This window comes from Actinopolyspora sabaoui, from assembly GCF_051225635.1.
Classification (GTDB): Bacteria; Actinomycetota; Actinomycetes; order Mycobacteriales; family Pseudonocardiaceae; genus Actinopolyspora.
Map to the genome: position 1 here is coordinate 246,098 of NZ_JBMIHH010000004.1, position 24,909 is coordinate 271,006.

25 protein-coding genes are annotated in these 24,909 nt (G+C 66.1%); 11 read left to right on the forward strand and 14 right to left on the reverse strand.

Annotated elements, in window-relative coordinates; translation table 11 throughout:
• The first annotated feature begins 150 nt into the window (after window positions 1–150).
• Entirely contained in the window at window positions 151–1,203 is a 1,053-nt protein-coding gene (gene ku, locus ACOQFL_RS08675; RefSeq protein ID WP_435543578.1) for a non-homologous end joining protein Ku, read from the forward strand.
• Window positions 1,204–1,324: 121 nt separating this feature from the next.
• The gene (locus ACOQFL_RS08680; RefSeq protein WP_435543579.1) at window positions 1,325–3,856 is read left to right on the forward strand and encodes an ATP-dependent Clp protease ATP-binding subunit; all 2,532 of its coding nucleotides are present in this window, start codon (window positions 1,325–1,327) and stop codon (window positions 3,854–3,856) included.
• A 161-nt stretch (window positions 3,857–4,017) separates the two neighbouring features.
• Here ACOQFL_RS08680 and ACOQFL_RS08685 read toward each other — a convergent pair whose 3' ends face one another.
• Together ACOQFL_RS08685 and ligD are read right to left on the reverse strand one after the other, a co-directional pair.
• Complete coding sequence (locus ACOQFL_RS08685; RefSeq protein WP_435543580.1) at window positions 4,018–4,905, reverse strand: universal stress protein; 888 nt, start codon at window positions 4,903–4,905, stop codon at window positions 4,018–4,020.
• Between the two features lie 203 nt (window positions 4,906–5,108).
• Window positions 5,109–6,029 carry a non-homologous end-joining DNA ligase gene (ligD, locus tag ACOQFL_RS08690; protein ID WP_435543581.1) on the reverse strand — a complete coding sequence of 307 codons (921 nt, stop codon included), beginning with the start codon at window positions 6,027–6,029 and terminating at the stop codon, window positions 5,109–5,111.
• A 463-nt stretch (window positions 6,030–6,492) separates the two neighbouring features.
• On the opposite strand from ligD, the gene ACOQFL_RS08695 reads away from it, so the two are divergent.
• Entirely contained in the window at window positions 6,493–7,014 is a 522-nt protein-coding gene (locus tag ACOQFL_RS08695) for a hypothetical protein (RefSeq protein WP_435543582.1), read from the forward strand.
• A 142-nt stretch (window positions 7,015–7,156) separates the two neighbouring features.
• Window positions 7,157–7,552: a gamma-glutamylcyclotransferase family protein gene (locus tag ACOQFL_RS08700; protein WP_435543583.1), complete on the forward strand. Its 396-nt coding sequence runs from the start codon at window positions 7,157–7,159 to the stop codon at window positions 7,550–7,552.
• A gap of 22 nt (window positions 7,553–7,574) precedes the next feature.
• Here ACOQFL_RS08700 and ACOQFL_RS08705 read toward each other — a convergent pair whose 3' ends face one another.
• Complete coding sequence (locus ACOQFL_RS08705; protein ID WP_435543584.1) at window positions 7,575–9,080, reverse strand: SDR family oxidoreductase; 1,506 nt, start codon at window positions 9,078–9,080, stop codon at window positions 7,575–7,577.
• 430 nt (window positions 9,081–9,510) lie between these two features.
• Here ACOQFL_RS08705 and ACOQFL_RS08710 point away from each other — a divergent pair, with 430 nt between their 5' ends.
• Window positions 9,511–10,383 carry an NAD(P)-dependent oxidoreductase gene (locus ACOQFL_RS08710; RefSeq protein ID WP_435543585.1) on the forward strand — a complete coding sequence of 291 codons (873 nt, stop codon included), beginning with the start codon at window positions 9,511–9,513 and terminating at the stop codon, window positions 10,381–10,383.
• A gap of 100 nt (window positions 10,384–10,483) precedes the next feature.
• Here the strand turns inward: ACOQFL_RS08710 and ACOQFL_RS08715 are convergent, their stop codons facing one another.
• The 5 genes from ACOQFL_RS08715 to ACOQFL_RS08735 form a co-directional block, all read right to left on the reverse strand.
• Window positions 10,484–10,744, reverse strand: a complete 261-nt coding sequence (locus ACOQFL_RS08715) for a DUF3040 domain-containing protein (RefSeq protein ID WP_435543586.1) — start codon at window positions 10,742–10,744, stop codon at window positions 10,484–10,486.
• Window positions 10,745–11,048: 304 nt separating this feature from the next.
• The gene (locus tag ACOQFL_RS08720) at window positions 11,049–11,456 is read right to left on the reverse strand and encodes a cold-shock protein (protein WP_435543587.1); all 408 of its coding nucleotides are present in this window, start codon (window positions 11,454–11,456) and stop codon (window positions 11,049–11,051) included.
• Between the two features lie 309 nt (window positions 11,457–11,765).
• On the reverse strand, window positions 11,766–12,704 hold the full coding sequence (locus ACOQFL_RS08725; protein WP_435543588.1) for a quinone oxidoreductase family protein: 939 nt from the start codon (window positions 12,702–12,704) through the stop codon (window positions 11,766–11,768).
• 131 nt (window positions 12,705–12,835) lie between these two features.
• Window positions 12,836–13,795, reverse strand: coding sequence for an iron-siderophore ABC transporter substrate-binding protein (locus ACOQFL_RS08730; RefSeq protein ID WP_435543589.1), 960 nt, complete (start codon window positions 13,793–13,795; stop codon window positions 12,836–12,838).
• Window positions 13,796–14,177: 382 nt separating this feature from the next.
• Window positions 14,178–14,471: a WhiB family transcriptional regulator gene (locus ACOQFL_RS08735; RefSeq protein WP_435543590.1), complete on the reverse strand. Its 294-nt coding sequence runs from the start codon at window positions 14,469–14,471 to the stop codon at window positions 14,178–14,180.
• Window positions 14,472–15,191: 720 nt separating this feature from the next.
• Here ACOQFL_RS08735 and ACOQFL_RS08740 point away from each other — a divergent pair.
• On the forward strand, window positions 15,192–15,839 hold the full coding sequence (locus ACOQFL_RS08740; protein WP_435543591.1) for a response regulator: 648 nt from the start codon (window positions 15,192–15,194) through the stop codon (window positions 15,837–15,839).
• A 91-nt stretch (window positions 15,840–15,930) separates the two neighbouring features.
• Complete coding sequence (locus ACOQFL_RS08745; RefSeq protein WP_435543592.1) at window positions 15,931–17,682, forward strand: sensor histidine kinase; 1,752 nt, start codon at window positions 15,931–15,933, stop codon at window positions 17,680–17,682.
• 46 nt (window positions 17,683–17,728) lie between these two features.
• On the opposite strand, the gene ACOQFL_RS08750 is transcribed toward ACOQFL_RS08745, so the two are convergent.
• The 3 genes from ACOQFL_RS08750 to ACOQFL_RS08760 are packed head-to-tail and all read right to left on the reverse strand — an operon-like array spanning window position 17,729 to window position 19,892.
• A complete protein-coding gene (locus ACOQFL_RS08750) occupies window positions 17,729–18,340 on the reverse strand; it encodes a CBS domain-containing protein (RefSeq protein WP_435543593.1) in 612 nt (203 codons plus the stop codon).
• Window positions 18,341–18,349: 9 nt separating this feature from the next.
• Window positions 18,350–18,955 (reverse strand): Rv1733c family protein, encoded by a 606-nt coding sequence (locus ACOQFL_RS08755; protein WP_435543594.1) that lies wholly within the window; start codon window positions 18,953–18,955, stop codon window positions 18,350–18,352.
• A 46-nt stretch (window positions 18,956–19,001) separates the two neighbouring features.
• Entirely contained in the window at window positions 19,002–19,892 is an 891-nt protein-coding gene (locus ACOQFL_RS08760) for a universal stress protein (RefSeq protein ID WP_435543595.1), read from the reverse strand.
• Window positions 19,893–20,066: 174 nt separating this feature from the next.
• Here ACOQFL_RS08760 and ACOQFL_RS08765 point away from each other — a divergent pair, with 174 nt between their 5' ends.
• The gene (locus tag ACOQFL_RS08765) at window positions 20,067–20,492 is read left to right on the forward strand and encodes a pyridoxamine 5'-phosphate oxidase family protein (protein WP_435543596.1); all 426 of its coding nucleotides are present in this window, start codon (window positions 20,067–20,069) and stop codon (window positions 20,490–20,492) included.
• Window positions 20,493–20,543: 51 nt separating this feature from the next.
• Here the strand turns inward: ACOQFL_RS08765 and ACOQFL_RS08770 are convergent, their stop codons facing one another.
• Window positions 20,544–21,500: a universal stress protein gene (locus ACOQFL_RS08770; RefSeq protein ID WP_435543597.1), complete on the reverse strand. Its 957-nt coding sequence runs from the start codon at window positions 21,498–21,500 to the stop codon at window positions 20,544–20,546.
• 53 nt (window positions 21,501–21,553) lie between these two features.
• Here ACOQFL_RS08770 and ACOQFL_RS08775 point away from each other — a divergent pair, with 53 nt between their 5' ends.
• From ACOQFL_RS08775 to ACOQFL_RS08785, 3 genes are all read left to right on the forward strand, one after another.
• Window positions 21,554–22,045, forward strand: coding sequence for a universal stress protein (locus ACOQFL_RS08775; protein ID WP_435543598.1), 492 nt, complete (start codon window positions 21,554–21,556; stop codon window positions 22,043–22,045).
• Window positions 22,046–22,084: 39 nt separating this feature from the next.
• Complete coding sequence (locus tag ACOQFL_RS08780) at window positions 22,085–22,522, forward strand: universal stress protein (protein ID WP_435543599.1); 438 nt, start codon at window positions 22,085–22,087, stop codon at window positions 22,520–22,522.
• A gap of 235 nt (window positions 22,523–22,757) precedes the next feature.
• Window positions 22,758–23,663, forward strand: coding sequence for a universal stress protein (locus tag ACOQFL_RS08785; protein ID WP_435543600.1), 906 nt, complete (start codon window positions 22,758–22,760; stop codon window positions 23,661–23,663).
• A gap of 175 nt (window positions 23,664–23,838) precedes the next feature.
• Here the strand turns inward: ACOQFL_RS08785 and ACOQFL_RS08790 are convergent, their stop codons facing one another.
• Both ACOQFL_RS08790 and ACOQFL_RS08795 read right to left on the reverse strand, forming a co-directional pair.
• The gene (locus tag ACOQFL_RS08790; RefSeq protein WP_435543601.1) at window positions 23,839–24,108 is read right to left on the reverse strand and encodes a DUF1876 domain-containing protein; all 270 of its coding nucleotides are present in this window, start codon (window positions 24,106–24,108) and stop codon (window positions 23,839–23,841) included.
• A 220-nt stretch (window positions 24,109–24,328) separates the two neighbouring features.
• On the reverse strand, window positions 24,329–24,763 hold the full coding sequence (locus ACOQFL_RS08795; RefSeq protein ID WP_435543602.1) for a DUF7144 family membrane protein: 435 nt from the start codon (window positions 24,761–24,763) through the stop codon (window positions 24,329–24,331).
• Window positions 24,764–24,909 lie beyond the last annotated feature (146 nt).

Here is a 24,909-nt window from a genome sequence, read left to right on the forward strand (position 1 = left end):
CCCCGCTGGCGACCAGTCATCGGGCGGCTGCTCTCCGGGCGGGCAAGCCGGGCAACGACGTGAAGAGGTTTGCCGGGCCGCACCGGCTGGGCATCCAACCCGCAGGGGCGGCGCGTGTTGCAGGGTCACCGGCCGGGTGAGGAGGAAATCATGCCGCACAAGATCTGGGCCGGTTCGCTCAAGTTCGGTCTGGTCACCATCCCCGTCGGGTTGTACAGCGCCACCGAGGACCACGGTATCCGTTTCAACCAGTACGAGCGGGGAACCTCGGACAGGGTGCGCTATCGCAGGATCAACGAGCGCACGGGCAAGGAGCTGGAGGGCGACGAGGTCGTCAGGGGTCGGGAGATCGACGGTGTCCTGGTCACGGTCGAGCAGCACGAACTCGACGACGTCGCGCCGGAACGTTCCGGAACGATCGAGATCGACGAATTCGTCGACCTCTCCGAGATCGATCCCGTGCACTTCCAGAAGTCGTACTGGCTCGCTCCGGCCGACAGGCGGAACGCGCGCGCCTACGCCCTGCTGCGTCGTGCGATGTCCGAAACCGGACGGGCGGGCATCGCCACCTTCGTGTTCCGGGGGAGGGAGTACCTGACGGCCGTGCGCCCGGAGGACGACGTGCTGGTGCTGCACACCCTGTTCTTCCTCGAAGAGATACGCGATCCCGCGAACGTGCTCGAACACACCCCCGGTGACGAGCACTACGACGCTCGGGAGTTGCGACTGGCGGGAGACCTCATCAGATCGATGAGCACCTCGTGGCGCCCCGCGGAGCACTACGACACGCACACCGCACGGATCGAGCAACTGCTCGAGGACAAGGCGGCGGGGCGCGCGAGACGCGCCGTCACCGAGCTCACAGAACCGTCCGAGCCCCTTGACCTGGCCGATGCGCTGCGTCGCAGCACCGCCGGAGCACGCGCCGGAACGGGTTCTCCAGCAGAAGCCGCGCAGGCCTCCCGCGGCAACCCACCCGGGGACCGAGGGGAGGCCGAGTCGGTTTCCACGTTGAGCCGTGACGAGCTGCGGCGGCGTGCGCGCGAACTCGACATCCGGGGCAGATCCAAGCTCAACCGGGCCCAGTTGGAGCGGGCGATCACCGAATCGCCGGGTGTGCACCGGAGCAGACAGCCGGAGAACGAACCCACCGGGAAGAAACCGCGAAAACGCCCACGCGGTCAAGGAGGTGGATCACCCTGAGCCCAATGGATGCGTTAGCCTTGAGCGAAACCGACTCAGGAATGCCGAGCGGGATCGCTCATGTTGCACGAGACGCGATCCGCAACATCCGCAACGAAGCGTGCGAACGAGAGAGGTAGTGATGAACAACTTCTTCGGTTCCGGTGGGCCCGGTTCGAGTCCGTTCGACGACTTCCTCGCCCGGTTTCTCGGCGGACAGGGCAACACGCCACGACCGGTGCAGCGCGTCGACATCACCCGCCTGATGACCCACCAGGCCCAGGAACTGATGGCCGCCGCCGCGCGGTTCACGGCAGAACACGGCGGGCACGACCTGGACGCGCACCACCTGCTGTGGGCGGCGAGCCAGACCGAGACGACGCGTTCGATGCTTGAACGGGCGGGCACGGACCCCGCCGCGATCGCCCAGAGCATCGAGCAGCAGCTGCCGCAGACCGAGAGCACCGACCAGCCGCCCATGCTGACTCCGGCGGCCAAGCGGGCACTGCTGGACGCGCACCGGGTCGCCCGCGCGGTGGGCTCGTCCTACATCGGCCCGGATCACCTGCTGCTCGCGTTGGCGGCGAACCAGGAGTCCACGGCGGGCCAGATGCTGGCGGCGGCCCACGTGACCCTGGAAGCGCTGCAGAGCGGGTCCTCGGCTCGTGGCACCGGCGGCGGGCAGCAAGCCACCGAGGCACAGCACAGCAGCCCGACCCCCACGCTGGACGAATACGGTCAGGATCTGACCGCACGAGCCCGCGAGGGTGGACTGGACCCGGTCATCGGCCGCGAGTCGGAGATCGAGCAGACCGTGGAGGTGCTCTCGCGCAGGACGAAGAACAACCCCGCGCTCATCGGTGAGGCAGGCGTCGGCAAGACCTCGGTCATGGAGGGCATCGCGCAGCGCATCGTCGACGGCGAGGTTCCCGACGTGCTGGCGAACAAGCGAGTGGTGCAGCTCGACGTGTCCGGCGTGGTCGCCGGTACCCGCTACCGGGGCGACTTCGAGGAACGAATGAACAAGATCATCGAGGAGATCAGTCAGCAGAGCGAGCAGCTGATCATCTTCATCGACGAACTGCACACCGTCGTCGGCGCGGGCGGCTCAGAAGGTGCCGTGGACGCGGGCAACATGCTCAAACCGAGGTTGGCCCGGGGCGATCTGCACGTGGTCGGGGCCACGACCCTGGACGAGTACCGCAAGAACATCGAGAAGGACGCCGCGCTGGAACGTCGCTTCCAACGCATCGACGTCGCCGAACCCAGCGTCGAGGACACGGTCCAGATCATGCGGGGGCTGCGGGACCGCTACGAGGCGCACCACCAGGTGCGATTCAGCGACGAGGCGATCAACGCCGCCGCCGAGCTCTCCGACCGCTACGTCACGGACCGCTACCTGCCGGACAAGGCCATCGACCTGCTCGATCAGGCCGGGGCGCGCAAACGACTGCGCACCCGTACCCCCACGACCGATGTTCGCGAGCTGGAGGAACAGGCCGAACAGCTCAGCAGGGACAAGGCCCAGGCGGTCACGAACGAGAACTACGAGCAGGCTTCGCAGCTGCGGGACGAGATCAATCAGGTGCAGAGCAGGATCCGGCAGCAGCGGCACAGCCCCGACGGGATCCCGGAGGTCAGCTCGACGGACATAGCGGAGGTCGTCTCCCGTGCCACCGGAATCCCGGTCACCCAGCTGACCGAGGAGGAGAAGGGCAGGCTGATGCGACTGGAGGAACAGCTGCATCACCGGGTCGTCGGTCAGGACGAAGCCGTTCACGCGGTCTCCCGCGCGGTACGCCGTTCCCGAACCGGTATGGGAGATCCGAACCGGCCGGTCGGCACTTTCCTGTTCCTGGGGCCCACCGGGGTCGGCAAGACCGAGTTGGCCCGAGCTCTCGCCGAATCGCTGTTCGGTGACCAGGACCGGATGATCCGGCTGGACATGAGCGAGTACCAGGAGGCGCACACCGCCAGTCGGATGGTCGGCGCTCCCCCGGGCTACGTCGGTTACGGCGAGGCGGGTCAGCTCACCGAGGAAGTCCGGCGCAGGCCCTACTCCGTGGTGCTACTCGACGAGATCGAGAAGGCCCACACCGACGTTTTCAACATCCTGCTGCAGGTCATGGAGGACGGCCGCCTCACCGACGGCCAAGGGCGAACGGTGGACTTCCGGAACACGGTGCTGATCATGACCAGCAACCTGGGTTCGGACATCATCTCCAACCGGTCCGGCGTGCTCGGATTCAGCACCAGGGAGGAGGAACAGACCACCGAGGCGGCACGGGATCGGTTGATGGTCCGGCTGCGTGACTCGTTCCGTCCCGAGTTCCTCAACCGGATCGACGAGATCGTGGTGTTCCGCAAACTGGAGTCGGACCAGCTGCGCAGCATCACCGAGCTGTTGTTGGACGAGACCAAACAGCGACTGCGGGCGCAGGGAATCGACATCACGTTCGAGTCGGACGCGGTGGACTGGCTGACCGAGCACGGGCATCAACCCGATTACGGTGCCCGCCCGCTACGGCGAACCATCCAGCGCGAAGTGGACGACTCGATCTCGGACCTGCTGCTGGACGGGGAGCTCGCCCAGGGGCAACGCGTGGTTGTCAGAGCCGACCAGGACCGACTGCGGTTCTCGGTGCAACCGCAACCGGCGGAGGCCTCCGCCTGACCGGAACTCCACGGTCGAGGCTCTCGGCGGGTGAAGCGACACCCCGGCCCCTCTCAGGGCCAGGCACCGGGTAACGGTGGGCGGCGATTCCTCCGGAGTCGCCGCCCGTTCGTGTCGCCGCCCGGTGTCCTCCGGCCCGGGAGAGCGCCCCGACAGGGGTCTCAGCGAGCGACGACGACCGGGCAGGGCGCGTGGTGCAGCAGTGTCTGGCTGGTCGAACCCAGCAGCAGCCCCGCCAGCCCACCGCGACCACGTGCCCCCACCACCACCAGTTGAGCGTTGTCGGCCTGTTCCAACAGCAGCCGCGCGGGTTTGCCGTAACCGACGATCTCGTGCACCGGCACGTCGGGATAGTCCTCCCGCCAACCCGCCAGCACTTCGGCGAGTAGCCGCTGTTCGTCAGCGCGAACGGATTCCCAGGTTTTGTCCGCCTGCGCACGGGTCCACAGCTCCCCCACCACCAGGTCGTGCCAGGCATGCACCGCCATGATCTCGGTCGAGCGGGCCGAGGCCATATCGAACGCCCACCGCAGCGCGAGCTCACCGGGGCCGGAACCGTCCACCCCGACGACGACGGGGAGGCCGGCGGGTTCCGCCCCCTCGTCGGGCTCCCGCACCACCGCCACCGGACACTGCCCGTGGTGTGTCAACGCGATCGCCACCGAGCCCAGTATCACGCCGCTGAAACTACCGAGACCACGGCTGCCGACCACGACCAGCCGTGCCGTGCTGGACTCGTCCAGCAACACCGTGCGGGCGGATCCGCTACGTACGGCCGTGTCCACCACGAGTTCCGGATCCTCGGCGGCCGCGATTTCCCGGGCGTCGCGCAGCCAGTCGCTGACGAACTCCCGTGCCGTCTCGTCGGTGGGCTCCGGTGTGGAGGTTCCCAGTGTGTCGGGCACATACCCCAGGGCCGAGACGTCGGCGTGTACCAGCCGCAACGGTGCCGAACGGTGGGAGGCCTCGCGAGCCGCCCAGCGCACGGCTTCGAAGGCGGTGGGAGAACCGTCGATTCCGACCAGAATCGGCTTCGCGATGGTAGACATGTCTCACTCCGGTGGTCATGGCATCAGTCCGGGCGGAGATGCGTGGTGGCGCGGTCTCCCGAGTCCGCGGGGGCTGCCAGTAGCAGCGCCCGGAACCAACCATGACACCCGCCGTACCGAAGCGCAGCGAGCGATCCGAGGGCCCACCGCCTCCCGGAATTCGTCGCACGAGTACTCACCGTTCCGGTGGGCCGACGGACGGGTCACCTGCCCGGGGTGCCCTCCCGCATCCGGGACAACCGACTTCGGGCATGCGTGGCCGACCGAGCACGATCCGCGAACTCCTTCCACGGATCGCCGTAGGCACGCAACCGCGCGGGCAGCTCGTGGATGGTGAACGAGGCCGGACCGATCGAATCCAGCTCCGACCACCACAGCGGAGCGGCGACCGGTGCACCGGTGCGAGCACGCACCGCGTACGGTGCTACCGCGGTCTGGGCGTAGCCGTTGCGCAGGTAGTCGACGAAAACGCGCTCGCCACGTTCCTTCTTGCGTTGCTCGACGGTCAGCGTCGCGGGTCGGCGTGCCGCCAGCAGCTGGGCGACTCCGAAGGCCAGTTCGTGCGACTCGTCGAACGAGAGCTCGCCACGTATCGGGGTCACCACGTGAAACCCCCGGGAGCCGGTGGTCATCGGGAACGGGACGAGCCCGAGCTCCTCCAGGATCTCGCCGACCAGACGAACAGCGGTGCGCAGCGACTCGGGCTCGTCGATCGAGGGATCGAGATCGAACACCAGCCGATTCGGCACCGCGGGGTGCTCCTGGGTGGACAACCACGGGTGGGGAGTCAGGCAGGCTTGTCCGGCGAGGTAGAGCAGTGTCGGAGCGTCACCACACACCACGAGTTCGTTGTGCCCACCGCTCTTCTTCGCCACCCGAACGCGGCGGATCCACTCGGGAAAGAAGTCCGGCGCGTTGTGCTGCACGATGCGTTCACCGTCGATACCGTCCGGGAACCGCTCCATGACCATCGGACGCTCGCGCAGGTGGGGCAGCATCGCCTGCGCCACCTCGCGGTAGTAGGAGACGATCCGCTGCTTGGTGAGCCCGTCGACGGGAAAGAGCACCTTCCCGGGCCGGGAAACGCTGACCGACCTACCGTCGACGTCGAACGAGACGTTCAAGTGTCCGCTCCGCACTGCTGGGCAACGACTGACTGGAGTTTCCGGATCGCGCTGCCCGAGGAGACCGGTCGAGCGGTGTCTTCCTCGGGCCCCTCGAGGATGCGACTGTGAGGTGAAACACGCCACCGGGCGAACTCGCGCTTGCTCCGCGACACGCCGCGTCGAACAGCTGCGGAGCTCCCCGGGGACCGATGGGTACGATTCGGTTGGTGACCATGAATATGCGAACATTCGAAGTATCACGCGAATGGACGTTGCGTTACCGCGGCCCCACTCGGTAGGCGCGAACGCCAACGCGGGACCGTCCAGCCGGGTGTACGTACCGCTGTCGTCAGCACCGTCGCGTACCTCCGGTGGGAAGTGGCAACTGGTTCGTGGGCCGAGCCACAACCGCAGAGGATCCGGTTGGACAACACGTGACCTTTCGGTTACCGGCTACGACGCCGACGATGGAAGGACCGAGGTGGATACCGAGACCGCGCAGACCGACGATCTTCGGCTCGTCGCGCTGCAAAGCGCCGTGAACTGCACCGACATGTTCGTCCGTTTCACCCTGAGTGAGTGGTCCCTGCGCCCGATGACCGACGAGGCGACAGCGGCTGCCACTCGGCTCGTCTCCGCCGTCGTCGAGCACTCGGATTCGCAGTCACCGGGTTTCGTCTCGGTCCGGCTGCGGATTCACGGCAACAATCTGGTGATCGAGGTCGAGGACGACCAGAGTGTGCTGCCCCCCGCCGTCTCGTCGAATCTCGCGGGTGTGCACACCGGGGTGGTTTCACCCGAGGGCCGGGGGCGCATCGTTTGGTGCGAGTTGGAACTGCCACAGGGGATGCGTGCTTCCGACGTTCCGCTTCCTCGCCGGGAGCCGAAGCGTTCCAACGCCTCCGAACAGTCGGAGGAACTTCCCGACGACGTCGATCCCCAGGTGATGGAGCGGCTGCTGTCCGGGCTGAGCAAGCGCGATCCCGACTCCGGTTCGCAGTAGCTCGGTTGCTCCCGCTGGTACGCGACCGGTGAGGCACCGGGATCGGTGGTCACCAGTGGGACTCTGCCCGGGAGCTCCCGGCGAATCCGGGGCTTGCGGGACTGAACGACCGTTGCGAGCGAGCCGTGTGGGAACGACGAACATGACCCTCCCGCCATCGCGGGACGAACAACGACCGTGGCGGGTCGCTGTTTACGGCACCTTGCGCGACACGGCCCCGGCGGGCGATCTCATGAGGTCCCTGGCGAGCCGGCGGGAGAACGACACGCTGCTCGCGGGGCGGCTCTACGACACCGGACGAGGTTATCCGGCTTTCATCCCCGCGGAGTCGGCTCCCACGGCGAACGAGGGGATTCCCGCCGAGGTTTACGTACTGCGGGAACCGGAGCGAGCACTGTCCGTCCTGGACAACTACGAAGGCCCGGAATACCTCCGCCGCGCCCTCACGCTCCGGGACCGTCGCCGGTGCTGGGTCTACGTCTGGCGTGGTTCGGTATCCGGCATGACCGAGCTGTCCCACGGTTGGTGCGAGTCGTAACGGAGTTATCCGGGCCCCTGCGTTATCCGGGCCCCTGCGCCCCGGAAGAGCCCGCCGCGGCACGGTACCGTCCGGCCGACCGCTCCGCCTCGCGAACGATGTTTCGTGCCATACCACCGAAGACGGCCCCGTGGAACGGGGCGACAGCCCACCAGTAGAGATGACCGAACAGACCTCTGGGCACGAACACCGCCCGTTGGCGGTACACGGCTCCCGAGCCCGTGTCCTGATGGACGCCCAGTTCGAGCCAGGCACGTCCGGGTAACTTCATCTCGGCACGCAGCCGCAGCAGCCTGCCCTCGTCGAGTTGCTCCACCCGCCACCAGTCCAGCGCGTCGCCGGTTCGGAGTTCGTACGCGTCACGCCGTCCCCTCCGAAGTCCCACACCTCCCACCAGACGATCGACCCAGCCACGTGCCGCCCACGCCAACGGCATGGAGTACCAACCGTTGCGCCCTCCGATGCTTTCGATGACTCGCCAGACGGTCTCCGGCGCCGCCGATGTCCGACGGATCCGAACATCGCGATAAGCACTCCCACCCGCCCACTGCGGATCGGAGGGCAACGGATCCGAGGGGGTGCTCCCGGAGGCGTCGGACCAGCGGGTGTCCACCTGTCCGTTGCGAACCCGGGCCAGAGCCAGGCGCACGGCCTGTTCGTACGAGAGCAGCCCTTGCTCGGGTCTGGCGACGTAGGCGTCGAGGTCGTGTTCGGTACACACCGCCTCGTGCACCAACGAGTCGATCAGTGGGGCCCCGATCGATTTGGGCACGGGAGTGACTATGTTGATCCAGTGTGAACTCAGTCGAGGTGAAAGCACGCTCACCGGTAGCATCACGCGGCGCGGCAGCCCCGCTACCGCCGCGTAGCGCCGCATCATCTGCTCATAGGTGAGAATCTCCGGCCCACCGATGTCGAAGGTCCGATTGAGCGAGTCCGGAATCTCGGCGGCACGCACCAGATAGTGCAGCAGATCCCGAATCGCGATGGGCTGAACACGGTTTCGTACCCATTGTGGGGTGACCATCACCGGCAGCCGTTCGGTGAGATAACGCAGCATCTCGAAACTGGCCGAACCGGAGCCCAGCACGACAGCGGCCTGCAACACGACGGCCGGTACGGGCCCGGAGAGAAAGATGTTGCCGACCTCGACCCGCGAACCGAGGTGTTCGGAGAGTTCACCGCGATCGGTCGGGTGCAACCCACCGAGATACACGATCCGGGAGACGTCTGCCTCCGCGGCCACTCGAGAGGCTTCCGAAGCGCCTCGACGGTCGCGTTCGGCGAAACCGGAGCCGGACATCGAGTGCACCAGATAGTAGAGCACGTCGACCCCGTGGCAGGCGGCACGCATACTGCTCGGATCCAGCACGTCGCCGCGAACGACCTCGATCCGATCGGCCCAGGGAACATCGCGGAGCTTGTCCGGATCGCGCACGAGACAACGGACTCGATGACCATCGTCCAACAGGCGCGGCACGAGTCGACCGCCGATGTATCCCGTGGCACCGGTTACCAGGCACAGCATGTCGACATGATGACAAGGGAAAATGGTTCACGCAGTTCCAGTACGCGGCGACGAGCACCGGAAGGTGCCGGCGGAACCGGAGAAGATCTCGTCGTGATTCGCGATCGCCGTTCGGAGGGGAGAAACACACGAAAACACCGAAAGCGGCTCCATACCCACCACGACAACGCGGTGCGGCAACGACGAACTCCACTGCTCGGCTTCTGCAGCGGGTAACCGGGCAACGACGCCGGCCCAGAGTGCCCGCTTCGACGCGACACGCCGCGGCACCGGAAAGGCTCGGCAAGAAGTATGCCGGACAGTGGGGTCGCAGGCGCCGATCCGGCTTGTCGTTGTGCCTCCCGGGAGTTGCTCACTCCACCGATCACGACGAAAGCACCACTCCGGCAGGCGATACGACGGCTGAACACCAGCGAGCGGAGAACGAGTGATGACGAAGGTCGCCTTCCTGGGAACGGGAACAATGGGAGCCCCGATGGCCCGGAACCTGCTGAGTTCGGGATTCGAAGTACGTGTCTGGAATCGAACCTCCGCGAAAGCGGAACCGCTCCGCGCGGCCGGCGCCGTGCGGGCGGAGACCCCCGCGGCCGCGGCGGAAGACGCCGACGTCCTGGTGACGATGCTGCTGGACGGCGATTCCACGATGCGTGCCGCCGGTTCAGCGCTGGAATCGCTGACTCCCGGTGCACTGTGGCTGCAGATGGGAACCATAGGTCTGTCGGGGATGTCAGAGGTGGTCTCATCCCTCGATAGCCGGGTATCGCTGGTCGATGCCCCGGTGCTGGGGACACGAGTGCCTGCCGAGCAGGGGACGCTGACGATCCTGGCGGCAGCGGCGCCGGAGCTCAGGACACGTGCGGAGGAAGTTTTCGAGGCGGTGGGACAGCGGACCGTCTGGGTTTCCGACGACGCGGCGTCCGCGGCGGGGACGAAGCTGAAGCTGGTTGCCAACAACTGGGTACTGGCCCTGACCAACGCGGTCGGTGAATCACTCGCGCTTGCCCGAAGTCTCGGAGTTGATCCCGACCTTTTCCTGGACGCGATCAAGGATACCGCTACGGACTCCCCCTATGCTCATCTGAAGGGAGCCGCCATCCTGCGGGGCGAACTCACTCCGTCCTTCACCGTGCACGGCGCCCATAAGGACGCCAAGCTGATCGCGGAGGCGGCAGACGACTCGGTCCGATTGGATCTCGCTCTGGCAGCGAAAGAACGTTTCCGCAGGGCGGAGCAAGCAGGCTATGCGGAGGCGGACATGGCAGCCGCCTACTTCGCCTCGTTCCTCGCGGAGAACAGTGGTTGAACCGCATGGACCCCGAGCAGGGGCGAGCCCGAACAACCGTTGCGACGCTCGCTCCTCCGCGGCCCCAAAGACGATTGATCGCTCTGACCGGAGCCTCCGATCAGGAACGACTGCGCCAGTACCAGAAGGCCAGAACTCCACCCGCCAGCACGGCGGCGAGCACGGCCGCTCCGAATTCGGCCAGCACGAGCAGGGTCACCGAAAGCACCATCACGAGGGCGGCCAGCACGAGCAACGGTGGAAACCTGCGCCGAATGGTTCTCGGCTTCCCCTGAGTCAGCCCACGCGCCAGCTCGGGGTCTTCCTGGCTCAGCCGGTTCTCAATCTCTTCCAGGCTGCGACGTTCGTACTTGCCCAACATCGACAACCTCCCGTACCTGCCTGTCCGCGTTGCCGCCCCGGGGTAAGTAGTGTCACACCGGACAGGGTCGGACGACCAGGCCTCACGCAGGGAGAAATTTCGAAAATTTCCCACGCCGAAGTGGCAGTTCGCCACCCCGGCCAACCGGGGTGAGCACGCCACGAAACCTCCCGCCGAACGCACGGGAGACCCGGGCCTCCGGCGGGAGAGGGTTCGTCGCGGCAACCACGTGCCGTCCTCACGAACCGAGAGACACCACGGTTCGAGCGGCAGGGAGGGACTCACAGCCGGGGCTCGGCCCTCGTCACCGCCCGACCCAACCGTGCTCTTCGGCCAGTTTGAGCAACCGTTGCCGAGCCTGCAGAACCTGATTACCCGTCATTGTGGGAACCGCACCCAGCAGTGCCTCGGTTATCTCGGCGGACAACTCCTCGGGCGAGAGGACGTCGGAATCCCCTTCCGAATCGGCCGGTGGCTTCCCGCCGGAGCCACCCGCGGAGCGGGCGCCACCGGCAAGACGAACATCCGAGGCCTTCAGCCCGCGTTCCCCGTCCTCGACGTTGAACTCGACGGTAGTGCCCGGAGAAATCAACCCCTCGTCCACCAACAGATCGTTGACGTGGACGAAAACATCCTCACCACCACTTTCCGGCGACACGAACCCGAAGCCCCGGGAACTGTCGAACCGGATCACCTCACCCTTGATACCCATTACCTCGTTTCATCAACTCTGAACAGCGTTCGGGATCCCGCTGCGGCATTCCGAGCCGTCACACCACCAGCCGGTGTGCAAGCCGACGGACTTGCCCGTGGTACTCCCCACCCCGCGCTCGATACCCCGACCGGACTTCGAGTCAGCTGCCCCGCCCCAATCGGTCACCGCGCTCCTCCGGGTGGGCGCGCTCGAGCTCTCGATACCCGGAGAATCCCTGACAGTAATGTATCAGCGACAACTCGGCGGGACGACCGGACGCGGCCAGGGCACCCGGTCGCGTCCGGTCGTTCGTCGGACAGGACTCGTTCAGGATTCGAAATCGAGTACGAGACGTCCCCGCACTCCACCGCCTTCCAGCTTGCGATGAGCCTCGTCGGCCCGCTCCGCCGGTAGGACACTCGCGACTCGAAGGCTGAGCACTCCGCTCTCGACTTTCGCACGCAACCGGTCCAGGGCGACGTGGTCCCTGGCGGCATGGACCACGAGCACCCGGTGTACACGGATGTCACGACCGGGGGCACCATTCCAGCCGCGCACCACGGCGAGACCACCACCGTCGCGGATGGCCGGGGCCACCTCACCGTCGAGTACCGCGCCGTCGGCCACTCCGGCCACGCCGTCTGGCACCAGTTCACGAATTCGCTCGGCCACATCCGCACCACGGCGTACCACCGCGTCCGCACCGAGATCACGTACCAGTTGCTCGTCCGCGGTTGACGCATCGGCGATCACGTACAACCCGCGGTCCTTGGCCAGCTGAATGACATAGCCACCGAAAGCTCCCGCGGCCCCCGTGACAGCCAGGGCCTCGCCCTCGGCCAGCGCGAGTTGCTCCAACGCCAGATGAGCGGTCAATCCGTTCATCGGCAGTGTGGCGGCAGCGGCGAAATCGACCCCCTCGGGGATGGCCGCCACCGAGTCCGCGGGAACCACGATCTCGTCGGCGTAGGCACCGCCCCGTTCATCCACGGGGACCACTACGGCCATGACGCGGTCACCAGGTTGCCAGGTACTCACGTCGGACCCCACCGCACTGATCACTCCGGCAGCGTCCATACCCGGTATGTGGGGCGGTTCCAGCCCTTCGGTGCGATGACCGCCCGCGCGCAACACGGTGTCGGTCGGGTTCACCGCCGCGGCGTGCACCCGAATCCTGACCTCGCCCTGCTCGGGTTTCGGCTGCGCGACATCCACGACGCGCAGCTTCTCGGGTCCACCGAACGCGGTAACTCCAATAGCTCGCATATCCCGCCCAACCACACATCTTCCGTGGATCTTCCAAGTGGGTGAGATTCCTCCCGGGCGGTATCGGTATCCGACGGCGGCCCGGCAGAGCCGGGAACCAGCAGGGCGGAACGCACCGGCGGGGGGCCGGTTCAGGACTCGGCGACGTGCTCGGCGAAGACCGGAGCGACCTGTTGCAGCGCGTACTCCATACCACTGGCGGAACCACTGGAGAAGGCATTGACGATCTCGGGATCGTCCAGAATGACGAGACGGTCGTCCTGTGCGGCGGGGATCCGGTTCAGCAGTTGATCCTCCCGGAGTTTCCGCGAACTACCGTTGATCGCGAAAACCACTGTCAGATCGGCACTGAGTACATCGAGCCGTTCACGCGAGATGTCGACGTAGAAGCTGCCCGAACCCAGTTCGTCGATCTCGGGTTTGTTCGTCATACCCAGCTCCCGCATGAAGCGAACCCTGGAGTCACCGGTGAGATAAGCCCCGTACTGGTCGCTGCCGTAGTAGGCCCCCACCCCGACCGTCTTGTCCTTTAGCCGGGGATGCTGGGACAGCGTTTCGGAGAATGCCCGCTCCACCTCGGCGATGCGGGCCTGCCCCGCATCGGGCTTGCCAAGTGCCTCGGAAACCAGGTCGAGTTGCTGGCGCCAACTGGTGCCGTACGGAACGGTGTCGGCGGGAGGGGCGATCGTCGGCGCGATCTTGGACAGCGTTTGGTGTTTTTCCCTGGATCCGTCCGAGCGGGTGTTGAGGATGAGGTCGGGTTCGAGCGAGGCGACCTTCTCGTAGTCGACCTCGTTGGTTCCCAGCATCTCGGGGGGTTCGGTGAACTCTCCCGCCGCCCATGGGCCGACACCGTTTCCGCCGAAGTCGAGCCAGTCGCTGACGCCGACCGGTTGGACGCCCAGATCCAGTGCGGTCTCCGCGTCCGACCAGCCGAGTGCCACCACCCGTTGGGGCTCCTCCGGCACGGTGACCTCGCCGAACTTGGTCGACACGGTGACCGGGAAGGCCCCGTTGTCGGTGACTTTCTCCGTGGACCCACCCGAGGAGTCCCCTTGGCCACATGCCGAAAGTACGGTGGTCAACAACACCACGCTCAGTAAGCCACCGAAACGACGTGTGTTTCCGAGTCCGCTCCGCAACCCTGTCCTCCCGCTGTAGCGGTCGATGGCGACGGTGTGGTCGGGCCGATCCCGACCACACCCAACCAGTGCAAAGGTTAGCCTAACCTGGCGAGCGGAGTCATCGGCGGCGGAGCCGATCACGCGAGGTGTTCGTCGTTCCCGGAAGTGTCACGACGGGTGCCCATCCGGACATTCGACGCGAAATCTCCCCTCCGGATCCTCCGGCGGGCCAAAGCCGCGCCGGGGAACGCGGAAAATGCCTTGGTCACGATTGAAACGTCCGGAAGGAACGGGCCACGGCGCGGCGCGGGCGGGATGTCCGAGGGCGTCCTCGTGGACTTTCCGTAATTCACCGACGAGCGGCGGACTCGCGGGAATCGGTAGCCCTCGCCGCACCACGAGCACGACGACCCGCCTCGCGACGCTCTTCCGGAGTCATCCCGCCGAAAATGCCGAAATCCAGTCCGGTACGTTGCGCGTAAGCGAGGCACTCGGAGCTTACCGGGCACTGGGCGCATATTTTCTTGGCCTGCTGCACCTGCTGCGCGCCCGGCCCCACCTCGGATACCGGGAAGAACAGTTCCGGATCCTCGTCGCGGCAGCTCGCGCGGTGCTGCCAATCGGTATTCGTGTTGTCCATCATGTGGCGCCTCCTCTCTCTTCGGGCGCGGTCGTGTGCCTGCCTGATTGATCTGTTCGGGAGTCATGCCCACGCATGAGCGCAAGCCGTGGCTGTGAAAAGGCCGCACGGACGCTACGTGCCGTTCACGTCGACGTCACGAGGATGGCGACCAACCTCACCCGCAACGTCGTGGAAACGGCGACAGTTCCGTTTCGACCGCGTGTGTCGACTCACAACGCCTGACCCGATCGCGCGGGAAACCCCGTCGACCGGAAAAACCGGAACCACCGCACGGCGCGCAGCACGTGTTCACCGTCGATCGCGAGGATCTTGGGAAAATGCGCGCGCCGTCACACCGCGAAATACGCGGTAGCGCCCCTTCTGTTGTTGCCGCCGCCGCATCCACCGTGATTACTCCGAGGACCGACAATGCGATCACACACCGGACCACAAGCTTCCGGTGTCACGCCCGAGTTACCACGGTAGCCACGTTTGCCTTGTTTGACCAGCACCGCGCTCGGCGAGCTCAAACCTTGACTGACCCCAGCCGCCCTCGCAGAGTAGTAACCACAGCCGCGTGCTACTCACTACGGAGCAGCCCGCAGCAGCGGGCAGCACCAATAACGGGTCTGCCAGTCAACCGTACGAATGCTCAACCGCACGGAACTGATCAACTGCATCCTACACACCATTGGGCTCCGCCGTACACCGGTGATCGCCAAATCGATGGGGTGATATCGCATGATCACGGTGTTTCTGGTCGACAACCACGAAGTTGTCCGCCGTGGAGTCGCGGATCTGCTGGAATCGGACCCGGAACTGAAAGTGGTCGGTGAAGCGGCCACTGTCGCACGAGCGCTGGCCCGCGCACCGGCACTTCGGCCGGATCTGGCGGTACTGGACGTACGGCTCCCCGACGGCAACGGAGTCGAGCTGTGCCGGGAGCTGCGCTCCAAGATCCCCGGACTGAACTGTTTGATGCTGACCTCGTTCACCGACGAGGAGGCGATGCTGCAGGCGATTCTCGCCGGGGCCGGTGGTTACGTCATCAAGGACGTGCAGGGTTTCGAACTGCTCTCGGCCGTGCACCGGGTGGGGTCGGGACATTCGATACTCGACAGCCGGGCCACGAGGACACTGTTGAGCCAACTGCGGAGCGGCGGGGGCGGTTCGGAGGAGCTACCCCAGCTGTCCGAGCGTGAACGGCTCCTGCTGGACCTCATCGGGGAGGGATTGACCAACCGTCAGATCGCGCAACGCATGTACCTGGCCGAGAAAACGGTCAAGAACTACGTCTCGCGTCTGCTGACCAAACTGGGACTACAGCGCCGTACCCAGGCGGCCGTGTTGGCCACCCGATTGCGCGACCAACGACGGACTCCGCGCTGAGGTCCCGTGGAGAACACCGCGGCGCCGCACCGCTGCCGCTCACGGAAAGTGAGAGTGGCAGGGTGTCGCGACCGGTGGCATCGTGGGAAACGTGTCGGGTAGTGAATCGCCACACGGAGGACCCGGCGATTTTCCGCTTCCCCCCGAAACACGAAACGCACTGTCGCAGTCTCGTTCTCGGGAACTACTACGCGGTGCTTGGGAGCTCATCGAACGGGACGGCGGTGCGGGCGACCGGGCGGATGTACTGCTGGAAGCGATACTCGCCGTTGCCTCCGAGCTGGAACTGGACACGACACTCCGGCGGATCGTCCAAGCGGCCACGGAGGTCGTGGGAGCGAAGTACGGCGCACTCGGGGTACTGAATCCGGACGGTGACGGGCTGGCGGAATTCATATACGAGGGTATCGACGAACAAACTCGCCACCGGATCGGCGAGTTGCCCCGAGGACGGGGGCTGCTGGGGCTGCTGATCGACCATCCCGAGCCGGTGCGGCTGGCGGAACTGTCACAGCATTCCCAAGCGGTGGGCTTTCCGGCGAACCACCCTCGGATGCGGAGCTTTCTCGGTGTTCCGATCCGGCTGCGTGACAAAGTGTTCGGCAACCTCTATCTCACCGAGAAAATCGACGGTGAGGTCTTCACCGAGGCCGACGAGACGATGGTTCGTGCACTCGCCGCCGCGGCCGGAATAGCGGTGGAGAACGCGCGCCTTTACGAGCAGGCCCGGTTGCGGCAACGCTGGCAGGAGGCGACCAGTGAGATCCGTGCCGCGCTGCTGGCGGCCACCGAGCCCGCCGAGGTGCTGGATCTGATCGCCAATCGGGCACACGAGATCAGTGGGGCCGACTGCACGTTTCTGGCGTTGCCACAGGATCCCGACGTGCCTCCCGAGGAGGTGGACAGGCTCGCGGTTTCGGTTTCGGCAGGCTCAGTGGGCAACGGGCTGGTGGGGCGGGAAATTCCGGTGACCGCCTCGCCCTGTGGAACGGTTTTCCGTGAACGGCTCCCCCGGCACGTGGGAACGCTCGATCTGGGCGACGAGGCGGGTTCCTTCGGTCCGGCGCTCATTCTGCCACTGCGCTCCAGCTCCGAAACGGTTTCGGGAGTACTCGTAGTGGCTCGGAATCCGAGAGCCACTTCCTTCGACTCCGAGCAGCTCAGATTGGTGGCGGGGTTCACGGACCAGGCGGCACTGGCACTCCGGCTGGCGGACGACCAACACCGACTGCGCGAACTGGAACTACTCGGCGACCGGGACCGGATAGCACGTGATCTGCACGATCACGTGATTCAGCGGCTTTTCGCCATCGGGCTGTCACTGCGGAACACGCAGGGACTCACCACCGATTTCGAAGTGGGACAGCGGCTGAGCACGACCACCGCGGAGCTACAGCAGGTGGTCAACGACATACGCGACACGATCTTCGATCTGCGCAACAGCACGCGTCACGGTTCCGAGCTCCGCACCCGACTGAACGAGATCGTCTCGGAGTCGCTCGCCGAAACCGGACTGGAAGCGAAGGTGCGTATGAGCGGCCCGCTCAGTGCCGTCCCCGACGAACTGGCTGAACAGGCCGAGGCCGTGATCCGGGAAGCGCTGAGCAATACCGTCCGACACGCCGAGGCGAGCAGCGTCTCGGTAACCGTCTCGGTCACCGACGAGCTGACCGTCACCGTCGTGGACGACGGCTCGGGGATACCGGCCGGTATCACGCACAGTGGGCTGAACAACCTCGCACAACGAGCACGAGGAGTGGCGGGAACGATGGAGACGACACCGCTTCCCGAGGGGGGAACCAGGTTGAGCTGGTCGGCACCACTGCCCCATCCGGAATCGTGAGGACCGTCGAAGAGTCGATCGGTGCGCGGGACGTCCGGAAACGCTTTCACCCCGTCGCCGTCGACTCGGCCGCGCTACACCTGGCGCGCAACACGCCGGGCACGCTCTCAGCCAGCACACGGGCGACGTGTCGGTCCTCCGGGCTGTCGAACTCGTCGACGATGACCGCCACACCTCCGGAGACCCGGATGCTCCATCGCCGCGGTCCGCCTATGAAGGAGAGCCGGTAGCGGATGTCGCGGGCCAACAGATCGTCGTCCCTGGCGAGGGTCCGTACCAGGTCCCGACCGGTGACCATACCGACGAGTCGCTGTTCGTCGATCACCGCCACGCTACGCACGCGCTCTTCCAGCAGCACCTTGACCAGATCGGTCACATCGGTTTCGGGATTGACGCCGGTTATACGGGTAGTGATCAACTCTCCCACCGTTTCCGGTGGCGAGGGCCGCTCCCGCTCCTCATTGGAATAACGCGGATCACGCGGGAATCGATCCCGTACGAGATCGAGCTCGGTCACCGTGCCGATTGGGTAGTCCTCACTGTCGAGCACCGGCAGTGCGGTGAGCCCGTGTTCGACCAGTAACGCGGCGGCCGTCTTGACCGGCGTGTCGATACGCGCCGTGACAGGAACCTCGTTCATCACGTCTCGCACACGCATCTCCGCTCCTCATCCCTCACCGCTGTCCCGATAGCCACTCCAGTGGCGTTCGAAGTATTCCCATTCGCGTTGCCAGTTACACCCACGGAGACGATCCAAACACCGCCGGAACAACCAGAATCCGCCCGCGGCACCGAAGAGCACGGTCAGCCACAGCGTCGCCGCGGCCGCCGTCGCCTCACGAACCACCGCGGCCGAGGTCATCGGGGCGGGGACGGAACGGCCACTGCGATCCGTCCAGATACGTACCCGGCTGCGCTCGGGGGAACCGGCGGGGGCCGCCACCATACCGGTGCGGGCGGAACCGTCGGGAGCCTGCCAGATGGCGCGAACCTCGGCCCTGGTTCGGGAACCGGCACGCACCGCTGCCGGTGGCGGACCGGCGTCGTCCAGCAACACCGCGGTAACCTGCTGCCGTTCCCGTGCCTGACTACGCGCCGCCCCGAGCTGTTCTCCGTAGGTCTGTGCACCGCTGGCCACCGCGAACGGCGTGGCAACCAGCGGTAGCAGCAGCACGAGAGTCAGCATTCTTCCCTCGAGCCGGTCGGAGGGCCGGGCCAGTGGGTTGGCACCCGGCAGCAGCAACCGGCGCAACCGCAGGAGACACTCCCCCATGGTCACCGCCTCTCTCGGAGTATCCGTAAGTACCGACGACTTCCGGTCACCACTCCTCCCGCAGGGGGCGTATCACCAGCACCGGGCAGTGGGAGTGTTCGATCAACGCCTGACTGGTGGAACCGAGCAGCAGTCCACGAAAACCGCCCCGACCTCGACTCCCGAGTACCACGAGACGAGCGGTCTCTGAACCACACAACAGCTGCTGTCGAGGACGGTCTCTTCCGACTACGCGCCGCACGCTCACGTCGGGATACCGCTGCCGCCACCCCGCGAGACGCTCGGCCAACAGCCTCTCCCCGCTCTCGGCGTAGATCTCGTCGGCGGCATCGGAACTCGCCGACGTGTCGTACTCGACGTCGCTCCAGGCGTGCACCGCCACCAATGCGGTGTGCCAGTGTGCCGCGTAGTCGAACGCGGCGGCCAACGCTCGTTCGCTGATGGGGCTTCCGTCGATACCGACCACCACCGGGCCCTCGACGGGAAAGTGTTCGTCGCCGGGACGGGAGCGTACTACCACGACCGGGCAGGCGGCCCTGCTGAGCACCGCTGCCGCGGTCGATCCGATCAGCATCCCGGCGAATCCGCCACGTCCGGAGGCACCCAGCACGAGCAGGCCCGCGTGTTGTGTTTCCGCCAGCAGCGCGGGCACCGCTCGCTCGTGCACGCTGCGGGTGGAGACCGGCAGGTCGGCGGCGATCTCACCCGCCGCCGAGGCCGCGAAGAAGAGAATGTGTTCGGCATCGTGGGGTGTTCCGGGCCCAGCGTGGTCCTCCGGTCGGTTGCCCGCCGCAACTGGACGAAACACGTGCACCAGCCACAACCGGGCGTGCCGCCACGAAGCCACCGACGCGGCCCAGCGCACAGCCTCGGTGGAGGCATCGGAACCATCCACCCCCACCACCACGGTCCTGCTCGGGCCATCGACCGGGCTCATACTTCCTCCATCCGGACCGAGCATGACCGGCCGGTGGCATTCACGCACGGCGACCACGGAGGAATCGCCGCGCGAAGGCAGCCCCGAACGACTTACTTTGTGCTCTGTGGTCTCAAGGGGAGTTGGTGGACCGTTGGCGTTACGAACCCGACGAGTGCCACCGGGATCCCCATGATGAACACACACAACGAGCTTCGTTCCCTGACCACGAGGGAGAGCATCGTGCTGCTGTCCTCCGCGCAGGTGGGTCGAGTGGTGTTCACCGACGAGGCACTGCCCGCCATCCGGCCCGTGAACTTCGTGGTCGACGGTGCGAGTGTGGTGATCCGTACCGGCAGGGATGGAAGCCTGTCCAAACTCAACGGGAACGTGGTGGCCTTCGAGGCCGACCACATCGATCTGGCGACCCGCTCGGGATGGAGCGTGATAGTCCACGGGCGCGCCGAACGGGTCAGGGACATCGATCAGCTGGTCACCCTGGCCGACCCGGCCAAATCTTCCTGGGTGCCGCTGCGGGACTACTTCCTGCGGATACCGTTCGAGATGGTAACCGGACGACGACTGGCGCTGCCGCACGTGACCAGCGAAGCCCCGGGCTAGTGCCGCGCGTGCGAGTTCCGGTGTCCCGTCGCCCAGGCGAACGGAATTCCACTAGGCGGTGGCTATCCCCGTAGTTTCCTCGGTCTCCGTAGTGTCCTCGGCACCAACCACGGCCAACGGGCAGGGCGCGTGCACGACGAGTGAACGGCTGGTCGAGCCGAGCAACATCCCGTGGAATCCCCCGGTTCCCCGGTTTCCCACCACGAGCAGCTGAGCGCGGGAGGCGACCTCGAGCAGGGTGCGTACCACGTGTCCGGTGACCACGAGCTGTTCCAGCGGCACCTCGGGAAAGTCTTCCTGCCAGCCGGCGGTCCGCTGGGAAAGCAGCGCGCGGTCCGCTTCCGCTCCGGAGGGCGATGCGTGGTGGTCCTTGCCGACGTGTACGGCGGTCAACGCGACCCCGCGAGTCGAGGCGTCCCGGAAGGCGAACGCCACCGCGGCCGAACTGGCCGAGGACCCATCCACACCGACCACCACGGGCAGGGAACGGTGCGCCGGATCGCGCGAATGCTCATCCCGTACCACCACTGTGGGAACCCGCGAGTGGCCCACCAGTGCCATCGCCACCGAACCGACCAACATCCCGCTGAACCCGCCGAGTCCGCGCGAACCGACAACGGTGAACACGGCGCCGTGGGACTCCCGCAACAGCGCGACTGCCGGGGGAGCCTCGATTATGCGGGTCTCGATCTCGATACCGTGCACGGCAGCGCGCACGGCTTCGCTCGTGGTGTGCAGTGCTGTCCGCGCCTGGGCGCGGAGTCCGTTACGAAGGGCACGCATCGGAACGAGAAATCGGGGATACCCCCGTTCCGGCAACGCGTAACCGTGCACCAGCCGTAGCACGGCCGATCGACGTCGTGCTTCGTCGGCGGCCCACAGCGCGGCCCGCACCGCCGAGTCCGAGCCGTCGGTCCCCACGACGATCCTGCCGTTGCGTGAAGTCGCCATACCCGGATGGTCGGGCAACAGCGCCCAGATCGCCCGCGTCTCCGCCCGGTTCGCCATGACCGAAATGCGAGTTCGCTCCAGCGGGGAGAACGTGGAGGTGGAGGGGCGTGATGACTGGGGAGAGCACCTATCGGATCACTGTCGGTGTCGACGGCTCACCGGCCTCGAAGGCAGCACTTCGCTGGGCTGTTCGGCAGGCCGAGCTCACCGGTGGGGAGATAACGACCGTGATCGCCTGGGAGTACCCACCGATCTACGGTTGGGAAGTACCGACCGGGGCGGATCTCGACAGGGATGCGGCACGGACGCTCAACGCCGTGATCATGGAAATCCTCGGCGAGGAGACATCCGTGCTCCCGCACCGTGAGGTGGTACAGGGCCATCCGGCCAGAGCACTGCTGGATGTGGCGAACGAGACGGCGGCCGCACTGATCGTCGTGGGCAATCGCGGTCACGGCGGATTCACCGGCGCGTTGCTGGGCTCGGTCAGCCAGCACTGCGTGGCGCATGCCCGCACACCGGTCGTGGTCGTACGGGCTGAACAGCACGAGGGTTCCCGACAAGACACGACGAATCAACGGCAACCATTCCCCCTCCCCTGACCAGCAGCCACAATCGGTCGAAGACACGGGAGGATCCCGATGAGTACCGAGCAGGAACGAGTGGTCGTCGGGGTGGACGGTTCCTCGGGCGCGGCGGAGGCACTGTCCTGGGCACTGCGTTATGCCTCCAACAGCGGAGCGGAGGTCACCGCGTTGATCGCCTGGGCACATCCGACCTACTACGGCCTGGGCGCCCCGATTCCGGAGGAGGACATCGACCAGCGGGCCGAACAGCGGTTGTCGCAGTCGGTCGCCGACGCCGTCAACCAGCTCGGAGTCGATGTCGGGATACAGCAGCGTGTGGTGCGGGGAATTCCCGCCCGGGCCCTGCTGGATGCGGCCGAGGACGCCGATCTGCTGGTCGTGGGCAGTCGTGGACACGGCGGATTCACCGGCGCGTTGCTGGGGTCGGTCAGTCAACACTGCGTGCACCACGCGTCCTGTCCGGTGGTCGTGGTACGCGAACGCAGCGAATAGCAGAGCTCTGGCGGTTCGGTTCTCCGCGGCGCTCGCTCGATGAAAACTCTCGTCGGTTGCCGCACCAGGAGCCCGGAGCTCCGGGAGACCGGACATCGATTAGGGGTGCGCTCACGCTCGTTCGGAGCATTCACCTACCCGTTCACGAGGAACGGGACTGCTCGATCGCTCGTGAAACGACATCATGGCCTCGGTACGAATCGTCGCTACGGGCGAACTCGAAGGGTTGGCAGCGATGAGCGCGGAGCAAACCGGCAAGGTCGTCGTCGGGTTCGACGAACTCGAACACTCACGGCAGACGGTGCGGTGGGCGGCTTTCGAAGCGGCCAGTAGACAACGGTCACTGTTGATCGTCCGCGCCGTCCCCGTAGCGTTGGAACAGATCACCCGCATACATCTGCCCAGTGAGGCAGTGGAGTCCGAACCACTGCGCACCGAATCGGAGAACGAGCTCCGAGCGATGGTGGCCGAATGCAGCGCGGAACTCCCGGGGCTGGAAATGGACACCTCGGTACGGATGGGACATCCGGCCAAGATTCTCGGTGAGGCCGCCGAAGGAGCCGAGATGCTGGTGCTGGGGCCTCCGGAGCAGACTCGGCCCTGGCGTGTGCTGCTCGGCTCGACCTCTGCGGAACTGGTTCGTACCGCCGAGCTTCCCGTGGTGGTGGTGCGGGGCGAGCGGGAGAACGAACGAATCACCAGCACCCCGACCGATTTCACCAGAGTGGTGGTGGGTGTCGACGGTTCCCGAGGTAGCCAGCGTGCCATCGAGTTCGCCTACGAGTTCGCCTTCCGCCACGGGGCCGAGCTCGTGGCCCTGTTGGCGTGGAACGAGATCCGCAAGTACGCGCTGTCGGTATCAGCCCGTCGCAGACTCAACTGGGAGGAGGTACACGAGACCTGTCAACGGGTGCTTTCGGAATCGGTGGCCGGACAACGTGAGAAGTATCCGGATGTCGTGCTGCGGAGCGAGGTGGTGACCAACGAGGGGGCCGCGGACGCGTTGTTCTCCGCCTCGGAGCAGGCCGATCTGCTGGTGGTGGGCAGCCACGGCAGGGGTTCGATCAGATCGAGCCTGCTCGGTTCGGTCAGCTATGCCGTCGCACACTACGCACAGTGCCCGGTAGCCGTGGTGCACTGATGTTCGCCCGAGCACCGGTGCGGTGACGGTCTCCGTGCGGTCGAACAGCACCCCGGATCACCGCGCTTTTCCCTGGGAAGGCGCTCCCCGTGCGCTCCGAGCACGGCCGGCTCCGGTGGGAGCCCCACCCACCAGAGCACCCGCGGAAACCGGGCGGACCGAGCCCCTGGCGTTCCTAGGTGTGGAAGTAGGCCGGCTCACCGGTGGACTGCTCGACGTCGGCGATGGAATCGTCGAGCAACTGGTGCGCCAGCTGTGAAAGCGCACGCGAGGTGGCGAGTTCGGCACCGATTCGCGGAATGTTGCTGTCGTGTGGATTGCGACGGGCCAGGCCGTTGGCCCGGACCTCCGGCTGGTACTGCCGGTGCAACCTGGCCTCGGCGTGTGTTCGGTCCTCGCGTTCGTCGATGAAAATGGTCACCGACCATTCCTCTGTGGCGATCATGATTTTCTCTCCTTCGCCCACGAGTACTCGGAACCACTTCTTCCGGTCCCGGTCGATGCCGTGCGAGACGCCTCCGAATCGGCCGGGCCTTGTCCGGATACGGGAATCGTCGAGCTCACATCCGTGCGGTTGCCCGGTGTTCCCATGATGGTGGGAACCCCGTCATCACCACAAGGGATCGAGTGGTTGGCGGAAGGACCACACCAAAAATTCACGAATTCTACTCACGTGCTGTCGGAATCCCGCTTAGCTGGGTGGCCAGTGCCCAGATCACCACCACGTCCACCGCGATGATCAGTACCGACCACAACGGTTGGAACGGGACGAACAGGAAATTGCCCAGTGCGCTCACCGCGACGATCACGATACCGGTGATGCGCGCCCAGCGCTGTTGCGACAGCAGTGCCGCACCGGTGGCTCCGACCAGCAGGCCCAGCGCCACGTGCACCCATCCCCAGGCCGTGATGTTGGCCCCGAAGAAATACCCCCCGGCAACCACGTAGAACGAGCTCTGCAGCAGTGCCGTGAGTCCGACAACGACGTGGAAAAGCCCGATGATCAGCATCAGCACGCTGGCGAACATCTCCACACCGCTGGCCAGGACTCCGCTGGAACGGTCGACCGGGGATCCGCTCCCGTGTTCGGCGTGTGCCATCTGCCAACACCCCATCAGAGGTAGCCGACGATTCGGATCCGTTTCGTCGAGCGGCACCGGGTGAACACCGTTGAACCACGAACAGCGGAACCGGTCGGCCGATCGACGAGTTCAGCCTAGGCAGGGCACACCACGGCCCATAGGGC